At 43.2% G+C, this 17,061-nt stretch carries 18 protein-coding genes and 1 tRNA gene; 9 read left to right on the forward strand and 10 right to left on the reverse strand.

What is annotated here, in order from left to right:
- Positions 1–92 precede the first annotated feature (92 nt).
- From AAFM34_RS06105 to lolB, 6 genes are all read right to left on the reverse strand, one after another.
- Positions 93–169, reverse strand: a tRNA-Met gene (locus tag AAFM34_RS06105).
- 268 nt (positions 170–437) lie between these two features.
- A complete protein-coding gene (ychF, locus tag AAFM34_RS06110) occupies positions 438–1,529 on the reverse strand; it encodes a redox-regulated ATPase YchF (RefSeq protein ID WP_341661003.1) in 1,092 nt (363 codons plus the stop codon).
- Between the two features lie 10 nt (positions 1,530–1,539).
- On the reverse strand, positions 1,540–2,130 hold the full coding sequence (pth, locus tag AAFM34_RS06115; RefSeq protein WP_341661004.1) for an aminoacyl-tRNA hydrolase: 591 nt from the start codon (positions 2,128–2,130) through the stop codon (positions 1,540–1,542).
- A 149-nt stretch (positions 2,131–2,279) separates the two neighbouring features.
- On the reverse strand, positions 2,280–3,224 hold the full coding sequence (locus AAFM34_RS06120) for a ribose-phosphate pyrophosphokinase (RefSeq protein ID WP_284190642.1): 945 nt from the start codon (positions 3,222–3,224) through the stop codon (positions 2,280–2,282).
- A gap of 29 nt (positions 3,225–3,253) precedes the next feature.
- Complete coding sequence (gene ispE, locus AAFM34_RS06125) at positions 3,254–4,123, reverse strand: 4-(cytidine 5'-diphospho)-2-C-methyl-D-erythritol kinase (RefSeq protein ID WP_341661005.1); 870 nt, start codon at positions 4,121–4,123, stop codon at positions 3,254–3,256.
- Positions 4,120–4,737: a lipoprotein insertase outer membrane protein LolB gene (gene lolB, locus AAFM34_RS06130; RefSeq protein ID WP_341661060.1), complete on the reverse strand. Its 618-nt coding sequence runs from the start codon at positions 4,735–4,737 to the stop codon at positions 4,120–4,122. Before lolB ends, ispE begins: the two co-directional genes overlap by 4 nt.
- Positions 4,738–4,900: 163 nt before the next feature.
- Between lolB and hemA the strand changes: the two genes are divergently transcribed.
- The 8 genes from hemA to ybaK all read left to right on the forward strand — a co-directional run bounded on the left by hemA (position 4,901) and on the right by ybaK (position 12,778).
- Positions 4,901–6,157: a glutamyl-tRNA reductase gene (hemA, locus tag AAFM34_RS06135; protein ID WP_341661006.1), complete on the forward strand. Its 1,257-nt coding sequence runs from the start codon at positions 4,901–4,903 to the stop codon at positions 6,155–6,157.
- Positions 6,158–6,212: 55 nt separating this feature from the next.
- A complete protein-coding gene (gene prfA / locus AAFM34_RS06140; protein WP_341661007.1) occupies positions 6,213–7,301 on the forward strand; it encodes a peptide chain release factor 1 in 1,089 nt (362 codons plus the stop codon).
- Positions 7,301–8,170 carry a peptide chain release factor N(5)-glutamine methyltransferase gene (prmC, locus tag AAFM34_RS06145; RefSeq protein ID WP_341661008.1) on the forward strand — a complete coding sequence of 290 codons (870 nt, stop codon included), beginning with the start codon at positions 7,301–7,303 and terminating at the stop codon, positions 8,168–8,170. The genes prfA and prmC overlap by 1 nt, the downstream gene beginning before the upstream one ends.
- Before the next feature lie 2 nt (positions 8,171–8,172).
- A complete protein-coding gene (locus tag AAFM34_RS06150) occupies positions 8,173–8,556 on the forward strand; it encodes a SirB2 family protein (protein ID WP_114786804.1) in 384 nt (127 codons plus the stop codon).
- A gap of 19 nt (positions 8,557–8,575) precedes the next feature.
- Positions 8,576–9,385: a SirB1 family protein gene (locus AAFM34_RS06155; RefSeq protein WP_341661009.1), complete on the forward strand. Its 810-nt coding sequence runs from the start codon at positions 8,576–8,578 to the stop codon at positions 9,383–9,385.
- Between the two features lie 36 nt (positions 9,386–9,421).
- Positions 9,422–10,273 carry a 3-deoxy-8-phosphooctulonate synthase gene (gene kdsA, locus AAFM34_RS06160; protein WP_341661010.1) on the forward strand — a complete coding sequence of 284 codons (852 nt, stop codon included), beginning with the start codon at positions 9,422–9,424 and terminating at the stop codon, positions 10,271–10,273.
- A gap of 288 nt (positions 10,274–10,561) precedes the next feature.
- Positions 10,562–12,220 carry a bifunctional UDP-sugar hydrolase/5'-nucleotidase UshA gene (gene ushA / locus AAFM34_RS06165; RefSeq protein ID WP_341661011.1) on the forward strand — a complete coding sequence of 553 codons (1,659 nt, stop codon included), beginning with the start codon at positions 10,562–10,564 and terminating at the stop codon, positions 12,218–12,220.
- Positions 12,221–12,292: 72 nt separating this feature from the next.
- Entirely contained in the window at positions 12,293–12,778 is a 486-nt protein-coding gene (gene ybaK, locus AAFM34_RS06170) for a Cys-tRNA(Pro) deacylase (protein WP_341661012.1), read from the forward strand.
- 93 nt (positions 12,779–12,871) lie between these two features.
- Here the strand turns inward: ybaK and AAFM34_RS06175 are convergent, their stop codons facing one another.
- Positions 12,872–14,119, reverse strand: coding sequence for a uracil-xanthine permease family protein (locus AAFM34_RS06175; RefSeq protein ID WP_341661013.1), 1,248 nt, complete (start codon positions 14,117–14,119; stop codon positions 12,872–12,874).
- 256 nt (positions 14,120–14,375) lie between these two features.
- Here AAFM34_RS06175 and AAFM34_RS06180 point away from each other — a divergent pair, with 256 nt between their 5' ends.
- The gene (locus AAFM34_RS06180) at positions 14,376–15,581 is read left to right on the forward strand and encodes a DUF2066 domain-containing protein (RefSeq protein WP_341661014.1); all 1,206 of its coding nucleotides are present in this window, start codon (positions 14,376–14,378) and stop codon (positions 15,579–15,581) included.
- A gap of 66 nt (positions 15,582–15,647) precedes the next feature.
- Here the strand turns inward: AAFM34_RS06180 and AAFM34_RS06185 are convergent, their stop codons facing one another.
- Genes AAFM34_RS06185 through arsC form a run of 3 tightly spaced genes read right to left on the reverse strand, consistent with a single transcriptional unit; the run spans position 15,648 to position 16,984 of the window.
- The gene (locus AAFM34_RS06185; RefSeq protein WP_341661015.1) at positions 15,648–16,067 is read right to left on the reverse strand and encodes a DUF2069 domain-containing protein; all 420 of its coding nucleotides are present in this window, start codon (positions 16,065–16,067) and stop codon (positions 15,648–15,650) included.
- Position 16,068: 1 nt separating this feature from the next.
- Positions 16,069–16,638: an NAD(P)H:quinone oxidoreductase gene (gene wrbA, locus AAFM34_RS06190; protein ID WP_341661016.1), complete on the reverse strand. Its 570-nt coding sequence runs from the start codon at positions 16,636–16,638 to the stop codon at positions 16,069–16,071.
- A 1-nt stretch (position 16,639) separates the two neighbouring features.
- Positions 16,640–16,984 carry an arsenate reductase (glutaredoxin) gene (gene arsC, locus AAFM34_RS06195; protein ID WP_341661017.1) on the reverse strand — a complete coding sequence of 115 codons (345 nt, stop codon included), beginning with the start codon at positions 16,982–16,984 and terminating at the stop codon, positions 16,640–16,642.
- Positions 16,985–17,061: the final 77 nt, after the last annotated feature.

Genomic DNA, 17,061 nt, shown 5'->3' on the forward strand with positions numbered 1-17,061 from the left:
CCTTGCGGCGCCAGAACCTAAATCTGGTGCGTCTACCAATTCCGCCACTTCCGCATCTATTCCTAAAGACTTTAAATTAAAGCTTTTAGGAATGGTGGCTACGACGGGATTTGAACCTGTGACCCCATCATTATGAGTGATGTGCTCTAACCAGCTGAGCTACGTAGCCATACCATATTTTGTTCTCTTCAATAACTTAGTTTATTGTTGGGAACGGCGCGCATTATGCGAAGTTGAAGCAAAGCCGTCAATAGTTTTTTTGAATAAATGCCGTGAAATCAACTGTTCGGTTTCTTTTTAAACAAAGAGCCGTGTTAATGAGTAAAAAGTGATGGGAAAATGAAGCACATTTACTAAGTTTATTTATTTGATTACTCGGGTGAAAAAATAAAGCCAGCATAGCTGCTGGCTTTTATTGTCAATGACTTGCGTGGAAATTACACGTTGAAGCGGAAATGCACTACGTCACCATCTTTGACGATGTAATCTTTACCTTCTAAACGCCATTTACCCGCATCTTTAGCACCACTTTCACCTTGGTACTGGATAAAGTCTTCATAGCCAACGACTTCTGCGCGAATAAACCCTTTTTCAAAGTCAGTATGAATTTTGCCAGCGGCTTGAGGAGCGGTAGCGCCAACAGGAATTGTCCATGCTCTGACCTCTTTTACGCCAGCAGTAAAATAAGTATGTAGAGTTAAAAGCTCATAACCTGAACGTATTACGCGGTTTAACCCAGGCTCTTCAATGCCCATGTCTGCAAGAAACTCTTCTCTGTCTTCATCTTCAAGCTCTGATAGCTCAGATTCTATGGCTGCACAAACAGGCACCACAACATTGTTTTCCTTTGCAGCAAATTCGCGCACGGCATCAAGGTACGGGTTGTCTTCGAATCCATCTTCATTGACATTGGCAATGTACATGGTTGGTTTGAGAGTTAGGAAGTTGAGGTATCCAATTGCAGCAAGTTCTTCTTTTGCTAGCTCGACAGTTCGAGCCATACCGCCTTCTGTAAGTACAGGTAGAAGTTTTTCTAAAACGACTAATTCGAACTTGGCGTCCTTATCACCGCCTTTGGCTTTTTTGGCATTGCGTTGGATAGCACGTTCACATGAATCTAAGTCTGCCATTGCCAATTCGAGGTTGATCACTTCAATATCTTCAATTGGCGAAACTTTCCCCGCTACGTGTACGATATTTTCATTTTCAAAACAACGCACTACGTGGCCAATCGCATCAGTTTCGCGGATGTTAGCTAGGAATTTATTACCTAAGCCTTCTCCTCTTGAAGCGCCAGCAACTAGCCCCGCGATATCAACAAACTCCATCGTGGTCGGGATGACTTTCTGTGGGTTAACTATTTTTGCTAGGGCGTCAAGGCGCAAGTCTGGTACAGGAACGACGCCAGTATTTGGCTCGATTGTACAGAATGGAAAGTTAGCTGCTTCGATTCCAGCTTTAGTTAGTGCGTTGAACAGGGTTGATTTACCTACGTTTGGTAAACCAACGATGCCACATTTAAAACCCATGATAATAACCTTATTCTGCTTTGAACGTGTGTAGGCGGTTTTGTGCTTTTGCCAAGCCGTCTTTGAGTAGTATATCTAAGCTGCGTACTGCTTCATCAGTAACAGCGTCAAGAAGCTCTTGCTCCTTAACCGGTGCCTTACCCAATACAAAACCTGCTACTTTGTCTTTGTGCCCAGGATGGCCGATACCTATCCTCAGGCGGTAAAAATCTTTGCAATTACCTAATTTATTTATGGTGTCGCGCAGGCCATTATGCCCGCCGTGCCCGCCACCTTTTTTAAACTTAGCGATACCTGGAGGTAAATCCAGCTCATCGTGTGCGACCATGATTTCTTCAGGCTTTATTTGGTAGAACTTTGCTAAAGCGGCAATCGATTTACCTGATAAATTCATAAACGTGGTCGGGATGAGCAAACGGAGATCTTGTCCATGGATGATCATCCGGCCTGTTACGCCAAAAAACTTGGGTTCATTTTTTAGTATGATGTTATGGGCACGCGCAAGTTCTTCAACAACCCAAGCCCCCGCATTGTGTCGAGTTTTTGAGTACTCAGGGCCAGGGTTAGCGAGTCCGACAAGAAGTTTAATTGATTGGCTCACAGTAAAGATCTCTGTTGGCATCTTAAAAGCGCGGTATGATAACACAGAAATATTCATCTGGGCGAGGCATAGATTGCCTGAGATGAAGTGGAAAAATAAAACACCTCAGTGAGAGGTGTTTAAAATATTGTCTATGTGTCTAATTTGACTTAATTGAACATCGCAGAAATAGATTCTTCATTGCTTATACGGCGAATCGCTTCTGCCAGCATACGAGATAGACTTAGTGTGGTCACCTTGCCTGTTGCTTGCATTTCTTTTGATAGTGTAATTGAGTCAGTGACTATGACCTGATCTAGAACTGAATTTTTGATGTTTTGATGGGCGTTACCGGAGAAAACAGCGTGAGTGGCGTAGGCAAAAACTCGCTTAGCCCCACGTTCTTTGAGAGCTTCGGCTGCTTTACACAAAGTACCGCCTGTGTCGATCATATCATCAACAATTACGCAGTCTCGATTTTCGACATCACCAATCAAGTTCATGACTTCAGACACGTTCGCGCGAGGTCGACGTTTATCAACAATCGCGATATCAATATCGCCAAGCGCTTTCGCCGTCGCACGAGCCCTAACAACACCACCTAGGTCAGGTGATACCACAACAGGGTTCTCAAGTCCTCGAGCTTCCATGTCATCAAGAAGAACAGGTGTACCAAAGATGTTATCTACTGGAACATCAAAGAAACCTTGAATCTGCTCAGCGTGTAGGTCGATGGTAAGTACACGGTCAACACCAACGTTCGATAGAAAATCTGCAACGACTTTGGCTGTAATGGGTACACGTGCAGAGCGCACTCGGCGGTCTTGGCGTGCATAACCAAAATAGGGGATAACTGCTGTAATACGGCCCGCAGAAGCGCGGCGCATTGCATCAATCATCACGACTAATTCCATTAGGTTATCATTAGTGGGTGCGCAGGTAGATTGAATGATGAAAACATCACTACCACGTACATTTTCGTTGATTTGAACAGCGACTTCGCCATCAGAAAAACGAGAAACAGTTGCATCACCAAGAGAGATGTAAAGACGATCAGCAATACGTTGGGCTAGTTCAGGTGTAGCGTTACCAGCAAATAGCTTCATATCAGGCACGGTAGAAACCTCAGGGTTGCGTCCAGTATTTAGATTATATTATGTACTAAGCGATAGTTAGCAAGTGTCTCATAAAGAGGGGAAATATTTTTCCCTCTAGCTACAAAAGCTGAGACATGGTCAGGTAATAATTCAAGAACCTTGTTGGCCTTGTTTTGGCTTGAAAACTCAGCAAAAACGCAGGATCCGGTCCCTGTAAGTCTTGACGGCGCATATTGTAACAGCCATGAAAGTTGCTTATCAACCTCTGGGTACAGCATTCGCACAACTTTTTCGCAATCGTTTTCGTATTGACTATTCAGAAGCGAATCTAGATCACGTTTTGGTGAGTTTCTGTGCAGTTTCGAATGAGAAAATATCTCTGCGGTGGCGATAGATACTCCTGGCCTCACTACTAGGTAGTATTTTTCTTCGGGCTGAGCTTTTGCTAGTTTTTCACCGACACCCTCGGCGAAAGCAGCGAATCCCTGTGTGAATACTGGAACATCAGCGCCAAGAACTAAACCAATCTGTGCAAGTTCATTTTGAGATACATTCGTCTGCCAAAGATGGTTTAGCGCAACAAGCGTGGTGGCGGCATTGGAAGAGCCGCCACCAATACCTCCACCCATGGGTAATTTTTTATTGAGTTTAATATGAGCGCCATACGTGCAGTTCGTCTTTGTTCTTAAGGCATCCGCTGCTCGATAAATAAGGTTATCTTTAGTCGGTACACCTGGAAGTTCAGGTTCAATGGTAATCTCGCCAGTGTGATTGGCCGTTATAGTGAGTTCGTCGCCATAATCTAAAAACTGAAATAGGGTCTGTAAGTCGTGATAACCATTGTCTCTTTGCCCTGTAATGTACAAGAATAGATTAAGCTTTGCAGGCGATGGCCAAAGGGTGGTGTCATGGATCATTGTTCAATATTCCAGTCGGAGATGATGATATTTATTTTGATATTTCCTTGCGTCAACTTGAGTTTGTGTGGCAATGGGAGTGTTTGGTGTTGATATTGAACGTCTTGATAACTTAGATAATCGAGTTGCCAAACTTTACTCTGAACTTGTTTAGTCAGCGATGCTAAAGTATTGGTGTCGTTAAGCACAAAGTTATCGGCGCCTTCAGGACTACCTAAAAACCAACTATTGAGCTGCTCAACCGGCAAATTCAGCCCAGTGAGGCGATAAATAAGTGATTGAGCATCATTAGAGGTAAAAGTTTCATCCTGGTAAGTCTCAATGGAGGAGCCCTCGGGGGTAATTTTTAGGTTGAGTGCTGTTTGGCCAAGAAAAGTAGTTAGCCGCAGCTGTTTAAAGCTTGAGCTGTGTTTCCATTGGAAGTTGAGTGACTGGCGCTGCTCGGGTGAAATATAACCGAGTTTCCCATTGGTATTGTATTTATTTATTGAGGCAAGTTTTTGCTGTTGTGTTTGCCATTCAACATTCGTAGTACTTGGATCAATGGAAGCACAACCTGAGAGAAACAATCCACTGAGCATAAAAGTGATGAAGAGACGAGAATTGACCGTCATTGTGTAATATTTGTCCATACTGAATGGTGTCGGTGGGCCAGAGTATACCATTGAAATCACGAAGTGATGAAAACATATCCTTAATGGCCTTTAATTAAATTGGGGCATAAAGTAAAATTCTGTCCTTGTTCGCTTATTCGCTGCTTCAGAGAAACTTGATTACATGTCATTGCTTGCTATCGGTATTAACCATAATTCGGCTTCCGTTGAACTACGAGAGAAAGTCGTATTTGGGCCGGAAAAATTACCACAAGCACTTAAGCAATTAGGTGATAATCCATATGTAAATGGTAGTGTTATCATTTCTACCTGTAATCGAACTGAAATCTACTGTGATGTTAAAGCATTAGGAAAAAGTAAAGTCATCGATTGGCTTGCTCAATTTCATCAAATTAGTCCTGAAGCCTTAAAGCCCAGCTTATATGTTCATGAAGAGCAGGCCGCAATTCGTCACTTGATGCGTGTATCATGTGGGTTGGATTCTCTTGTCTTAGGTGAACCCCAAATTTTGGGACAGGTAAAGCAGGCATATTCTGATTCGCGTCAGCATCAATCTGTTGACACGGCAATGGATAAACTGTTTCAGAAAGTCTTCTCTGTTGCAAAACGCGTTCGTACAGAAACCGATATCGGTGGTAATGCTGTTTCGGTAGCGTATGCGGCTTGTACACTTGCCAAGCATATTTTTGAGTCACTGCGTGAATCTACTGTTCTGCTTGTTGGTGCTGGCGAAACCATTGAGTTGGTCGCTAAACACCTCGCAAGCAACGGCTGTAGTGATATGATAGTTGCGAACCGAACCTACGAACGTGCCGAGCCTTTGGCTGAGCAATTTGGCGCACAAATTATTGGCTTGCCAGAAATACCTAATCATCTCGCTCGCGCAGATATTGTGATAAGCTCCACCGCTAGTCCCCTGCCCATTATTGGAAAGGGTATGGTCGAGACCGCATTAAAAGCTCGCCGACATCAGCCTATGCTATTGGTCGATATCGCGGTTCCTAGAGATATCGAATCTCAGGTTGCTGAGCTGGATGATGCTTATCTTTATTCAGTGGATGATTTGCAATCGATTGTTGAAAACAATATGGAGCAACGTAAGGTCGAGGCCATTCAAGCTGAAGCGATTGTGAGTGAAGAAAGCGCGACATTTATGTCATGGTTGCGTTCGTTACAGGCAGTCGATAGTATTCGGGACTATCGTAAAGCAGCCAATGATATTCGTGAAGATTTGCTTAGCAAAAGCTTGCAGTCTTTAGCAGCAGGCACAGACCCGGAGAAAGTGCTGCTTGAGCTTAGTAATAAGTTGACCAACAAATTAATCCATGCCCCAACTCGAGCTCTGCAAAGTGCCGCTGAGCAAGGCGAGCCTGCCAAGCTTGCGACATTACGACAAAGTCTGGGTCTTGAAGACTCTTAACACCCTTGGTTGGTTTCTGCCAACCAACTAAATAGAACCCTGAGTTAATAAAACTATGAAAGCCTCAATTCTAACTAAGCTAGAAACACTCGTTGAACGATATGAAGAAGTTCAGCATTTACTTGGTGACCCTGATGTCATTGGTGATCAAGACAAATTCCGCGCCCTGTCCAAAGAATACTCCCAGTTAGAGGAAGTAACTAAGTGTTTTCAAGCTTATCAGCAAGCTCAAGAAGATCTGAAAGCGGCTGAAGAAATGGCAAAAGAAGATGATGCTGAGATGCGCGAAATGGCGCAGGAAGAAATCAAAGAGTCGCGAGAGAGCATTGAGCGCCTCAATGACGAGCTGCAAATCTTGCTCCTACCAAAAGATCCAAATGATGATCGCAATTGCTTCTTAGAAATTCGCGCAGGTGCAGGGGGAGATGAAGCGGGCATTTTTGCCGGAGATTTATTCCGCATGTACAGTAAGTTTGCGGAAAAAAAAGGTTGGCGTATTGAAGTGATATCGTCCAATGAGTCTGAGCAGGGCGGTTACAAAGAAATGATTGCCAAAGTCAATGGCGATGGAGCATACGGTATATTAAAGTTTGAGTCAGGCGGACATCGTGTACAACGAGTCCCTGCAACAGAATCACAAGGTCGAGTGCACACTTCTGCCTGCACGGTTGCCATTATGCCAGAAATTCCAGAAGCGGAAATTCCAGAAATCAAAGCAGCAGACCTAAAAATTGACACCTTCAGAGCTTCTGGAGCAGGTGGTCAGCACGTCAACACAACAGATTCTGCAATTCGTATCACTCACTTGCCGACAGGGACAGTGGTTGAGTGTCAAGATGAACGTTCTCAGCATAAAAACAAAGCTAAGGCTATGTCAGTGCTTGCTGCGCGTATTATTCAAGCAGAAGAAGCTAAGCGTGCCGCCCAAGAGTCAGATACTCGCCGAAACCTACTTGGTTCTGGTGATCGAAGCGATAGAATTCGTACCTATAACTACCCACAAGGCCGTGTTTCAGATCATCGTATTAACCTAACGCTTTATCGTTTGAGTGAGGTAATGGAAGGTGATCTTGTCAGCTTGATTGATCCTGTTATTCAGGAACACCAAGCGGACCAGCTTGCTGCCTTGGCAGAGAATAATTAATGAAGCAATCATCTAGCGTTGAAGATACGCTAAAATCTGCGACTGAAAGATTAACAGTAAGTGGCAGTGAATCGCCTTCTCTCGATGCATCAGTATTGCTCTGTTATGTACTAGGTAAACCTAGGTCTTTTCTTTTGACTTGGCCTAATAAGGTCTTGTCTATCGAGCATGCACAGGCGTTTGAGCAAGTTTTGCAGCGTCGTATCAAAGGGGAGCCTGTTGCCTACATTTTAGGTGAAAGAGAGTTTTGGTCCTTGCCTTTGCAAGTCGCTCCAAGCACGCTTATTCCTCGTGCAGATACAGAACGCTTGGTGGAAATTGCATTAGAAAAAGCGCCTCAATTGCAGGGTGATATTCTCGATTTAGGCACAGGTACAGGAGCTATTGCTTTGGCGATTGCTTCTGAGCTACCTCAGCGTCAAGTTTGGGGTATTGATGTCAAAGAGGAAGCAAGGCAGCTAGCAGAATCAAATGCATTAAAGCTTGGTATCGAAAATGCTGGGTTTCTCTCTGGTGATTGGTTTACCCCTTTGGAGGTGGGCACACAGTTTGCCTTGATTGTGTCAAACCCTCCCTATATCGAAAAGAACGATCCTCATCTTACGCAAGGTGATGTAAGGTTTGAGCCTTTGAGTGCGTTAGTCGCTCAGGACAACGGCCTTGCAGATATCAAACATATTTCTCAGCAAGCAATGGGCTTTTTGTTGCCTGGCGCGTGGCTGATGTTTGAACACGGGTATGACCAAGGAAAATCGGTGAGAGATATTTTAAGCGCTTTGGGTTATCAGAGCATTACCACTTACAAAGACTATGGGGAAAATGACCGAGTGACCGTGGGTCAATTTTCGCTATGCCAGAAAGAGAAATAATTATGTATGAAGGTTTAAAGCATTTTCATTTATTGACAGTGGTCATTAGCGTCACTTTGCTATCACTGCGTTATGGGCTGATGATGGCAAACTCTGGCCTGCTGGAAAAGAAGTTTCTTAAAGTCTTCCCTCATATTAATGACACATGTCTATTACTTTCGGGTATTGGGCTTATTTTTATCACCAATTTTATTCCATTTACCCCTGCAGCGCCTTGGCTAACTGAGAAAATTACTTGTGTTCTTGCGTATATAGCTCTTGGTGTTTTTGCTCTTAAATTGGGTAAAAACAAAATGTTGCGTACATTTGCTTTCTTTGGTGCTTTGGGCTGGATCGCAATGGCAGGCAAACTAGCCGTTACTAAAATGCCAATGCTGCTGGGTTGAGGAGAGTGTAAGAATATCCATGGTAGAGCTATTTGACGAAGATTTTGACGCGATTGAGCTGGCTGAAGGCGCACTGATTTTAAATAAAGCCATCAATCCGAAAACCAATGACATATGGGCGAGAAACGAGCTACAACGTTTGCTTAAAGAGGCTGAACTTGCCCTTAGCCATGAAGTCGATGAACAACAACGATTTGATGCCTTATTACGGCTTTTCTACCATCAGTGGGGGTTTTCAGGTGACCAAGAAGCGTATTACGAATCATCGAATGCGTTCATCGATAAAGTGTTAGAGAGCAGGAAAGGGATTCCAGTCAGTTTGGGTTCGATATTATTATATTTAGGTCGTAAACTCGGTTTACCTGTATCTGGTGTGACTTTCCCAAGCCAATTCTTAATTAAGTTAGAATGGTTTGGTGAGGCGCCAAAGTTCATCAATCCTTTTAACGGTGAATACGTTTCCAAGCAGGTATTGAGAGCTTGGTTGATTGGTCACAGCGGTCCGTTAGCTAAGCTTAAACCTTCGCACCTAAAATCAGTTGACAACCCAACCGTGATTGGTCGCTGGTTAGCTCTGCTAAAGAGTACTTTGTTACGTGAGGAGAGGTATACATTAGCGTTAAAATGTACCGATCTTGCACTGACTTTTGTACCTGATGATCCCTATGAAATCCGTGATAGAGGATTTATCTATCAGCAATTAGATTGCCATCAAGTCGCGCTGAGTGATTACCAATATTTTATCGAACAGTGTCCTGATGACCCGGCCGCTGAGTTACTCAAAAATCAAGTTAATGCAATGAGCTTGACTCAGGTTACTGTGCATTGAGCATGGTAGTAAACAGACAAAAATAGAGACTACAAAATGGATCAAAAAATCGTTCAAGTTGGTGATATCCCAGTTGCCAATGATAAGCCGTTTACCCTATTCGCAGGTATGAATGTTCTTGAGTCTAGGGATCTGGCGATGCAGATTTGTGAGCATTACGTCAAAGTGACAGAAAAACTGGGAATTCCTTATGTATTCAAAGCTTCTTTTGATAAAGCGAATCGCAGCTCTGTGCACTCTTATCGTGGCCCTGGGCTAGAAGAAGGAATGAAAATCTTCCAAGAGATTAAGGATACTTTTGGCGTTAAAATCATTACCGATGTACACACAGAAGAGCAAGCTCAGCCAGTAGCAGATGTGGTTGATGTGATTCAATTACCTGCCTTTTTAGCACGTCAGACCGATTTAGTTGAAGCAATGGCTAAAACGGGGGCTGTGATTAACGTTAAGAAACCGCAGTATATGAACCCAAGTCAAGTGGGTAACCTAGTTGAAAAGTTTGCAGAGTGTGGAAATCAGCAGGTGATTCTTTGTGAGCGAGGTTCTTGCTATGGTTACGACAATCTAGTGGTTGACACGCTTGGCTTTGGAGTGATGAAGAAAGCATCAAATGGTAGTCCGATTATCTTTGATGTGACGCATGCACTGCAAATGAGAGATCCTTCAGGCTCTGCATCTGGTGGCCGAAGAGAGCAGACGGTTGAATTAGCTAAGGCTGGTTTGGCAACAGGTATTGCAGGCCTATTTATTGAGTCACACCCTAATCCTGACAAAGCGAAGTGTGATGGCTCTTCAGCCTTACCGCTCGATAAAGTGGAACCATTTTTAGCTCAAATGAAGGCTTTGGATGACTTGATAAAAAGCTTCGAGCATATTGAGATTAACTAATTAAAAATCATATAGGCTAACGCATACGTTAGCCTTTTTGTACCTGATGAAAAGTAAATGGTCAGTGTGCTAGTGAGATAACATCAACTAGGTCACTTTATTAGGTATTCAATTATCAATTATGGTGATCTAAACAGCATAACTATCAAAACAAGATGCTAGCCTTAACCGCTTAACTTAAACTAGCCCGACCTTTTATTGAGCATGAGCTCACAACAAGTTCGTTAATTGCTCAATGAGTCTAAAACCCCATTCATTAAATAATTCTATATGCTCAAAGGTATGATAATGAAGCAACGTTTGATTTTCAAAACCGCATTAAGTGCCGCTATTCTTACCACTCTTGCTAGCTGTGCAACGGCACCTAAGCCAGAGTGGGAAGCGGATAAAACTTATAAGCTGACCGTTCTTCACACCAACGATCACCATGGCCGTTTCTGGCAGAATAAATATGGTGAGTACGGCATGGCAGCGCGTAAAACGTTAATTGACGAACTACGTGCAGATATAGAGAGTGAGGGAGGCAGCGTTCTTCTTCTCTCTGGCGGTGATATTAATACAGGTGTTCCTGAATCTGACCTTCAAGATGCCGAACCCGATTTTAAAGGTATGAGTAAAATCGGCTACGATGCGATGGCCTTGGGGAATCACGAGTTTGATAACTCACTGGATGTGCTTTTTAAGCAAATAGAATGGGCAAACTTCCCAATGCTATCTGCCAACATTTATGACAAGAAAACGGGCAAACGCATGTTTCAGGCATATCAGATGTTTGAAAAGCAAGGAATAAAAATTGCCATTATTGGTCTAACAACCGAAGATACTGCCAAAATTGGTAATCCTGAGTTTATCAGTGGTATCGATTTTAGAGATCCGAAAGAAGAAGCAAAGAAGCTGATTGCTGAAATCAAAAAAACTGAACACCCTGATCTAATTTTTGCCGTAACCCACATGGGGCACTACGAAAATGGTAATCGTGGCATTAATGCGCCTGGCGATGTGGCATTAGCGAGATACCTCAATGAAGGTGATTTAGACATGATTGTTGGCGGGCATTCACAAGAGCCTGTTTGCATGGAAGGGCCAAACATTGTCAACAAACGCTTTAAACCTGGCGATGAATGTAAACCCGACTTTCAAAACGGTACCTATATTGTGCAAGCGCATGAATGGGGTAAGTATGTTGGACGTGCCGATTACGAGTTTCGTAATGGAGAGCTGGAGATGGTGAGTTACAACTTGATCCCAGTTAACTTGAAGAAAAAAGTAAAAATTGATGGCAAAAAGCAGCGTGTCTTTATTCAAGATGAAATTGCAGAAAATCAAGAGATGCTAGAGTTTCTACGTCCATATCAAGAAAAAGGTAAAGCACAATTAGAGGTAAAAATTGCTGAGTCTAATGGCAAATTAGAAGGTGATAGAGATGTGGTTCGCTTCCAGCAGACTAACCTTGGGCGTCTAATTGCAACTGCTCATATGGAACGAGCGCAAGCTGACTTTGGTATTATGAACTCTGGCGGTGTGCGTGATTCTATCGAAGGTGGAGATATCACTTATAAGGATGTCCTTAAAGTTCAGCCATTTGGTAATATATTGACCTACACGGATATGACTGGCAAAGAAGTACTGGATTACCTGAATGCGGTTGCAACTATGCCTGTGGACTCTGGCGCTTATGCCCAGTTTGCGGGTATTTCAATGACAGTATCTAATGATAAAGTCTCGAATGTTTTCATCGGCGGTAAGCAACTTAGATTAGATAAAACATACCGTTTTACAGTACCTAGCTACAACGCGGCTGGTGGTGATGGTTACCCTAAAATCAGTGACCACCCTGGCCATGTTAACACTGGCTTTGTGGACGCTGAGGTATTAAAAGAATACCTTCAAGATAACAGCCCGATTGATGTAAATAAGTTTGTATCGAATGAGGTTGTATATAAATAATTGTACAATCTAAAATAATCAAGGCGCTGCATTTATTGTTCAGCGCCTTTTATTTTTCAAAATGGAACCTTTATGACACCCGCCATTAACCTTGCTAAGAAGAAGAAAATCCCACATACCATTCATGAATATCAACATGACCCTCGTGCAGAAAGTTATGGACTGGAAGCCGTTGAAGCTTTGGGGCAAGACCCTAGTGATGTGTTTAAAACTCTATTATTTAGTCTTAATGGTGATGCAAAAAACCTAGCGGTAGCGGTTATTCCTGTCGATCATAAACTTAATCTAAAATTGGCTGCCAAGGCCGCTAAAGCGAAAAAAGTAGAGATGGCAAATCCTGAAATTGCTCAAAAGATAACAGGGTATGTAGTAGGGGGGATAAGCCCTTTAGGACAAAAAAAAGCTTTGCCTACCTATATCCATCAGAGTGCCCAGAGCAAAGCAACTATATGTGTTAGTGCTGGGAGGCGTGGGGTCGAAATCGAACTTGATCCACAAGATTTAGTCTTGTTAACAAGAGGTCAGTTTGCTGAGCTTTGTTTGAAAATAGATGAGTAATATTAAGCTTTATTTTGTCTTTACAAAGGAAAGCTGACGGGTTGGCTCTTGGTATGATGACCACAAACTTAACCCGTGTATTGCTATAGATACTTAGTTTATTTCGTCTTCAATTTGTGCGTTATCCACGATGTGATTTTCGCCTAAGCTTTTCGGTAGGATTAAGTTAAGCAATATAGCCACAATGCCACACAGGCTAACTCCTTGCAGGCTAAACTCTCCAATTCCAAAAGCCATGCCGCCAATACCAAAAACAAGAGTGACGGCAACAATCACCAAGTTACGAGATTGGTGTAGATCAACCTTATTCTTAATTAAAGTGTTTAAACCTACCGTAGCAATTGAACCAAATAGGAGAATCATGATCCCCCCCATGACTGGCATAGGAATGGTTTGCAATACAGCACCAAGTTTTCCTACTAGGGCAAGGATAATGGCTGTCACAGCTGCCCAAGTCATGATAATGGGATTAAATGCCTTGGTAAGCAATACTGCGCCTGTTACTTCTGAATAGGTTGTGTTTGGCGGAGCTCCGAGCATGGAAGCCGCCATTGTTGCAATACCGTCACCAGCTATCGTGCGATGTAAACCCGGTTTTTTGAGGTAATCTTTGCCAGTCACATTTGATATCGCGAGCATATCACCAACGTGTTCAACGGCCGGAGCGATGGCAACAGGAATCATGAATAAGATGGCATTAATGTTAAATTCAGGCGCTGTGAATTTAGGTAAGGACAGCCAAGCTGCTTGAGTCACTGGGCTAAAGTCAACGATGCCATAAGCTAGGCTAGTGAGGTAGCCTGCCAATATACCACCTAGAATGGGCATTAATTTTACAAAGCCTTTCGCGTATACACTGATAGCGATGGTCGTTATAAGAGATACGCAGGAAATCACTATGGATGCGTTTGCATCTAGCAGTTGTGCTCCATCGCCCCCTTTTCCAAGCGCCATATTAACAGCCACGGGTGCTAGGCCTAAACCAATAACCATAATGACAGGCCCGACAACAACGGGAGGAAGAAGCTTATGGATAAATCCAACGCCTCTTACTTTGATAAAAGCGCCTAACACGACATAGACTAGGCCCGCTGCCATGAGTCCGCCCATAGTTGCTGGTACACCCCAGGTTTGAACTCCGTATAGGATAGGGGCGATGAAAGCAAAAGAAGACGCAAGGAAAATAGGAACGGCTCGACGAGTAACAAACTGAAAAAGTAGTGTCCCAAGGCCTGCGCCAAAAAGAGCAACACTAGGATCTAAGCCAGTTAATAATGGTACTAATACCAGTGCACCGAATGCAACAAAGAGCATTTGTGCTCCTTGGATGGCATTTTTCATCTTACATTTTCCTTTATCGACATGGACTGATAGGGTGGCGCGAAGCCAGCCACAAAATTTGCCGGATTCTATCACCTCAGCAAACGATTGCAATCTGTGTTGGATCAAATAAAAGTCAGTATGACTCAGTAAATCTAGCAAAACCGCGAGGCAGACCAAAGCGTATTTGAAGATAAAAAATGCGCTTTAGTTGCTCCGCAGGAGATAGTTGCTTATCATCGTAAGCTGGAAATGATTAAATGATGTTAGGACAGCTATGCGCCGTTTAGCTTCTTTGGTTTTGGTATTTGCATGCTTTCCCGTGCTTGCTCTAACCAATGTAGATTTATATCAGACTGAGGTTGTACTCGACTCAGGGGTTGATGATGCAGATGCAAGAGCCCGAGTGAGTGGAATGAAAGAGATTATTGTGCGGGCATCTGGTGATATAGATGCGACGTCTAATCCTGTTATCCAGAAAGCTCTAAAGCAAAACTCTCAGTATCTATCGCAAATTAGCCATGGTCAGCGCGAAGGCCAGCAAACGTTAAGAATGGGATTTAGTGGGCCCCACATTCGTTCTCTTCTCAGCCAAGCGCAAGTGCCAGTATGGCCAGCCGCTCGGGCTAATGTTTTAGTTTGGTTGGTTGAAGAGGAGCAATACGATAGAAGCATCACTTGGGAACACTCTGAGTCTTTAGTGCTGACGCAAATGAGAACTGAAGCGGTCAAACGAGGTTTGCCACTTACCGTTCCTGTTGGTGATTTTGATGATATCACTGGCGTTGCAGCCTCAGATCTTTGGGGCGGTTTTACACGCCCGCTTGGTGAAGCCAGCCAGCGTTATCCTGTTGATGCAGTGTTGTTGGTTAGATCAGATGGTACTTCGCTTCGTTGGACCTTATATGATCAAAAACCAGCAACTATTGGTGTGACACGTCAAGCTCCCCTTTCTGGATCAAACTCCGGAAATGCGGGCGTGGCAAAGATGATCAATCAAATTAGCGATTACTATGCTAAGAAAAGTTCAGTTGTCGTAGCTAGTGAGTCATCGGAAACGGTTAAAGTCCGTTTTACCACTTTAAAGAATGCCGTAGACTTCTTTAACTTAGAAAAGAGCCTCAAGAAATTAAGCTCGGTTGCCTCGCTAGATATTCTAAAAATCCAAAGCGATCAAGTAACCTTTAATGTGCACTTATTAAGCTCCCAAGCTCAGTTTGAACAAGAGCTTGGTCGTATGGACAGAGTTATTCCACTTAATAATGTACAAGACACTATGCCTGCTAATGCTCAGGAAGATGACTTTTCAGACACTATATTGGATCCTGACGTGAACTCTTGGGACGACAATAATGTTGACCTTATTCCTTCAGAGCAAGTTCTGATGTTTGAATGGAAAAGTACACCTATTGTTGCAGCGACTGAAGAACCACAAGAAGTGGATTCCACTATTGAGTCAAATGAAAGTGTGATTGAATATTAAAAAGGTCTGGCTTTTGCCAGACCTTTTTATTTTCAGCCTTAAACTACTTATTTCAGTCGTTGGTTATCACTCAAACCTTTGTTTTTCTTCTTTTTCGACTTTAGATAGCCGTTTTAGCTTAAGGCCTAGCTCTTGTCCACGAAGTCGTGCGAACAGAATATTACTGACAAAGGCAATACTCGTTAGAGCGAGCTCTACAGCAGCAAGCCATCTTTCACCGTTATCAACATATAAGATGGTGAATGCATGCAGAAAATACAGCATGAGGAAGAAATTTGCCCATGCATGGGTATACGGTTTACCCATTATTACTCCGGGTAAGGCCAAAATCAGTGGAACACACCAGGCTACTGCTAGTGCGACATGATTAATATGAGGGTGTGGAGATAAGTAAAATTGCCATGCAAAAACCCAAGTAAGTAATCCCAAGTTTCCACACAAAGCTAGGATGCGGAACAGTTTTGTGCGGGAGTGCATTTCCTGCATTCTAACTTCCTCTCAGGTTTAGGGCAGTGGTGGCTAGACGTTTACCCAGATTCTGCGCAAGCTCGATTTCTTCTTTAGTGAGAGTATTTTTGCCATGGCTGACAGTCGTCGCCCCATAGGGGGTTCCGCCAGATTGAGTAGTATGTAGTTTTGGCTCTGAATAAGGTATACCCATAATAAGCATGCCATGGTGAAGAAGCGGCAACATCATGGTTTGCAATGTCGTTTCCTGTCCTCCATGTAAAGTAGAGGAAGAGCTAAATACACAAGCAGGTTTATCGATTAAGTCGCCGGCTATCCATAAACTAGAGGTTTGGTCCCAAAAGTGTTTTAGAGCTGCTGACATATTGCCGAACCAAACGGGGCTCCCCATTGCTAACCCGTCACATGACTTAAGTTCATCTAATGTGACTATGGGATCTTGAGTATTTCCTTCTGACTCTATGCCATCGACTGTTCTGATCCAAGCTTCACAATTGGGAATGGATTCGATACCACGGGCAATTTGCCTTGCTAGGTTACGAGTAGCGCCGTGACGACTGTGATAAAGGACCAGAAGCTGACATATCATATTATAAGATCTCAAGTACCTGTTCAGGTGGACGGCCATGCTTTGCTTGACCATTTTTCACGACAATGGGGCGTTCAATCAGTTTAGGGTTACTGGACATAGCTTCAAAAAGCTTTTCATCGGATGCATCGGCGAGATTAAGTTCTTTATATATATCTTCTTTGATGCGCATCATATCGCGGACCTGATTCAGGCCGAGTTGTGAATATAAGGCCTTTAGCTCTGGCACTGTTGGCGGTGTTTCCAAGTACTTAATAATTTCAGGTTGGATATTTTTTTCTTCTAACAGCGCTAGTGTTTGGCGACTTTTAGAACAACGTGGATTGTGATAAATCACGACTGACATAACTTAAATCTCCGATCAGTAGATGAGTCAACAAGCTTAAAAGCTGACTGACTCTTTTGAAATATGATAACCAAAAA

Origin of the sequence: Vibrio sp., assembly GCF_038138445.1 — a bacterium.
In the GTDB taxonomy this organism is placed as follows: domain Bacteria; phylum Pseudomonadota; class Gammaproteobacteria; order Enterobacterales; family Vibrionaceae; genus Vibrio.

Coding starts and splice junctions, on each gene's coding strand:
- ychF (WP_341661003.1), bottom strand. CDS start 1,529: ATGGGTTTTAAATGTGGCATCGTTGGTTTACCAAACGTAGGTAAATCA.
- ispE (WP_341661005.1), bottom strand. CDS start 4,123: ATGATCCATGACACCACCCTTTGGCCATCGCCTGCAAAGCTTAATCTA.
- lolB (WP_341661060.1), bottom strand. CDS start 4,737: ATGACGGTCAATTCTCGTCTCTTCATCACTTTTATGCTCAGTGGATTG.
- hemA (WP_341661006.1), top strand. CDS start 4,901: ATGTCATTGCTTGCTATCGGTATTAACCATAATTCGGCTTCCGTTGAA.
- prfA (WP_341661007.1), top strand. CDS start 6,213: ATGAAAGCCTCAATTCTAACTAAGCTAGAAACACTCGTTGAACGATAT.
- prmC (WP_341661008.1), top strand. CDS start 7,301: ATGAAGCAATCATCTAGCGTTGAAGATACGCTAAAATCTGCGACTGAA.
- AAFM34_RS06150 (WP_114786804.1), top strand. CDS start 8,173: ATGTATGAAGGTTTAAAGCATTTTCATTTATTGACAGTGGTCATTAGC.
- AAFM34_RS06155 (WP_341661009.1), top strand. CDS start 8,576: ATGGTAGAGCTATTTGACGAAGATTTTGACGCGATTGAGCTGGCTGAA.
- kdsA (WP_341661010.1), top strand. CDS start 9,422: ATGGATCAAAAAATCGTTCAAGTTGGTGATATCCCAGTTGCCAATGAT.
- ushA (WP_341661011.1), top strand. CDS start 10,562: ATGAAGCAACGTTTGATTTTCAAAACCGCATTAAGTGCCGCTATTCTT.
- ybaK (WP_341661012.1), top strand. CDS start 12,293: ATGACACCCGCCATTAACCTTGCTAAGAAGAAGAAAATCCCACATACC.
- AAFM34_RS06175 (WP_341661013.1), bottom strand. CDS start 14,119: ATGAAAAATGCCATCCAAGGAGCACAAATGCTCTTTGTTGCATTCGGT.
- AAFM34_RS06180 (WP_341661014.1), top strand. CDS start 14,376: ATGCGCCGTTTAGCTTCTTTGGTTTTGGTATTTGCATGCTTTCCCGTG.
- AAFM34_RS06185 (WP_341661015.1), bottom strand. CDS start 16,067: ATGCAGGAAATGCACTCCCGCACAAAACTGTTCCGCATCCTAGCTTTG.
- wrbA (WP_341661016.1), bottom strand. CDS start 16,638: ATGATATGTCAGCTTCTGGTCCTTTATCACAGTCGTCACGGCGCTACT.
- arsC (WP_341661017.1), bottom strand. CDS start 16,984: ATGTCAGTCGTGATTTATCACAATCCACGTTGTTCTAAAAGTCGCCAA.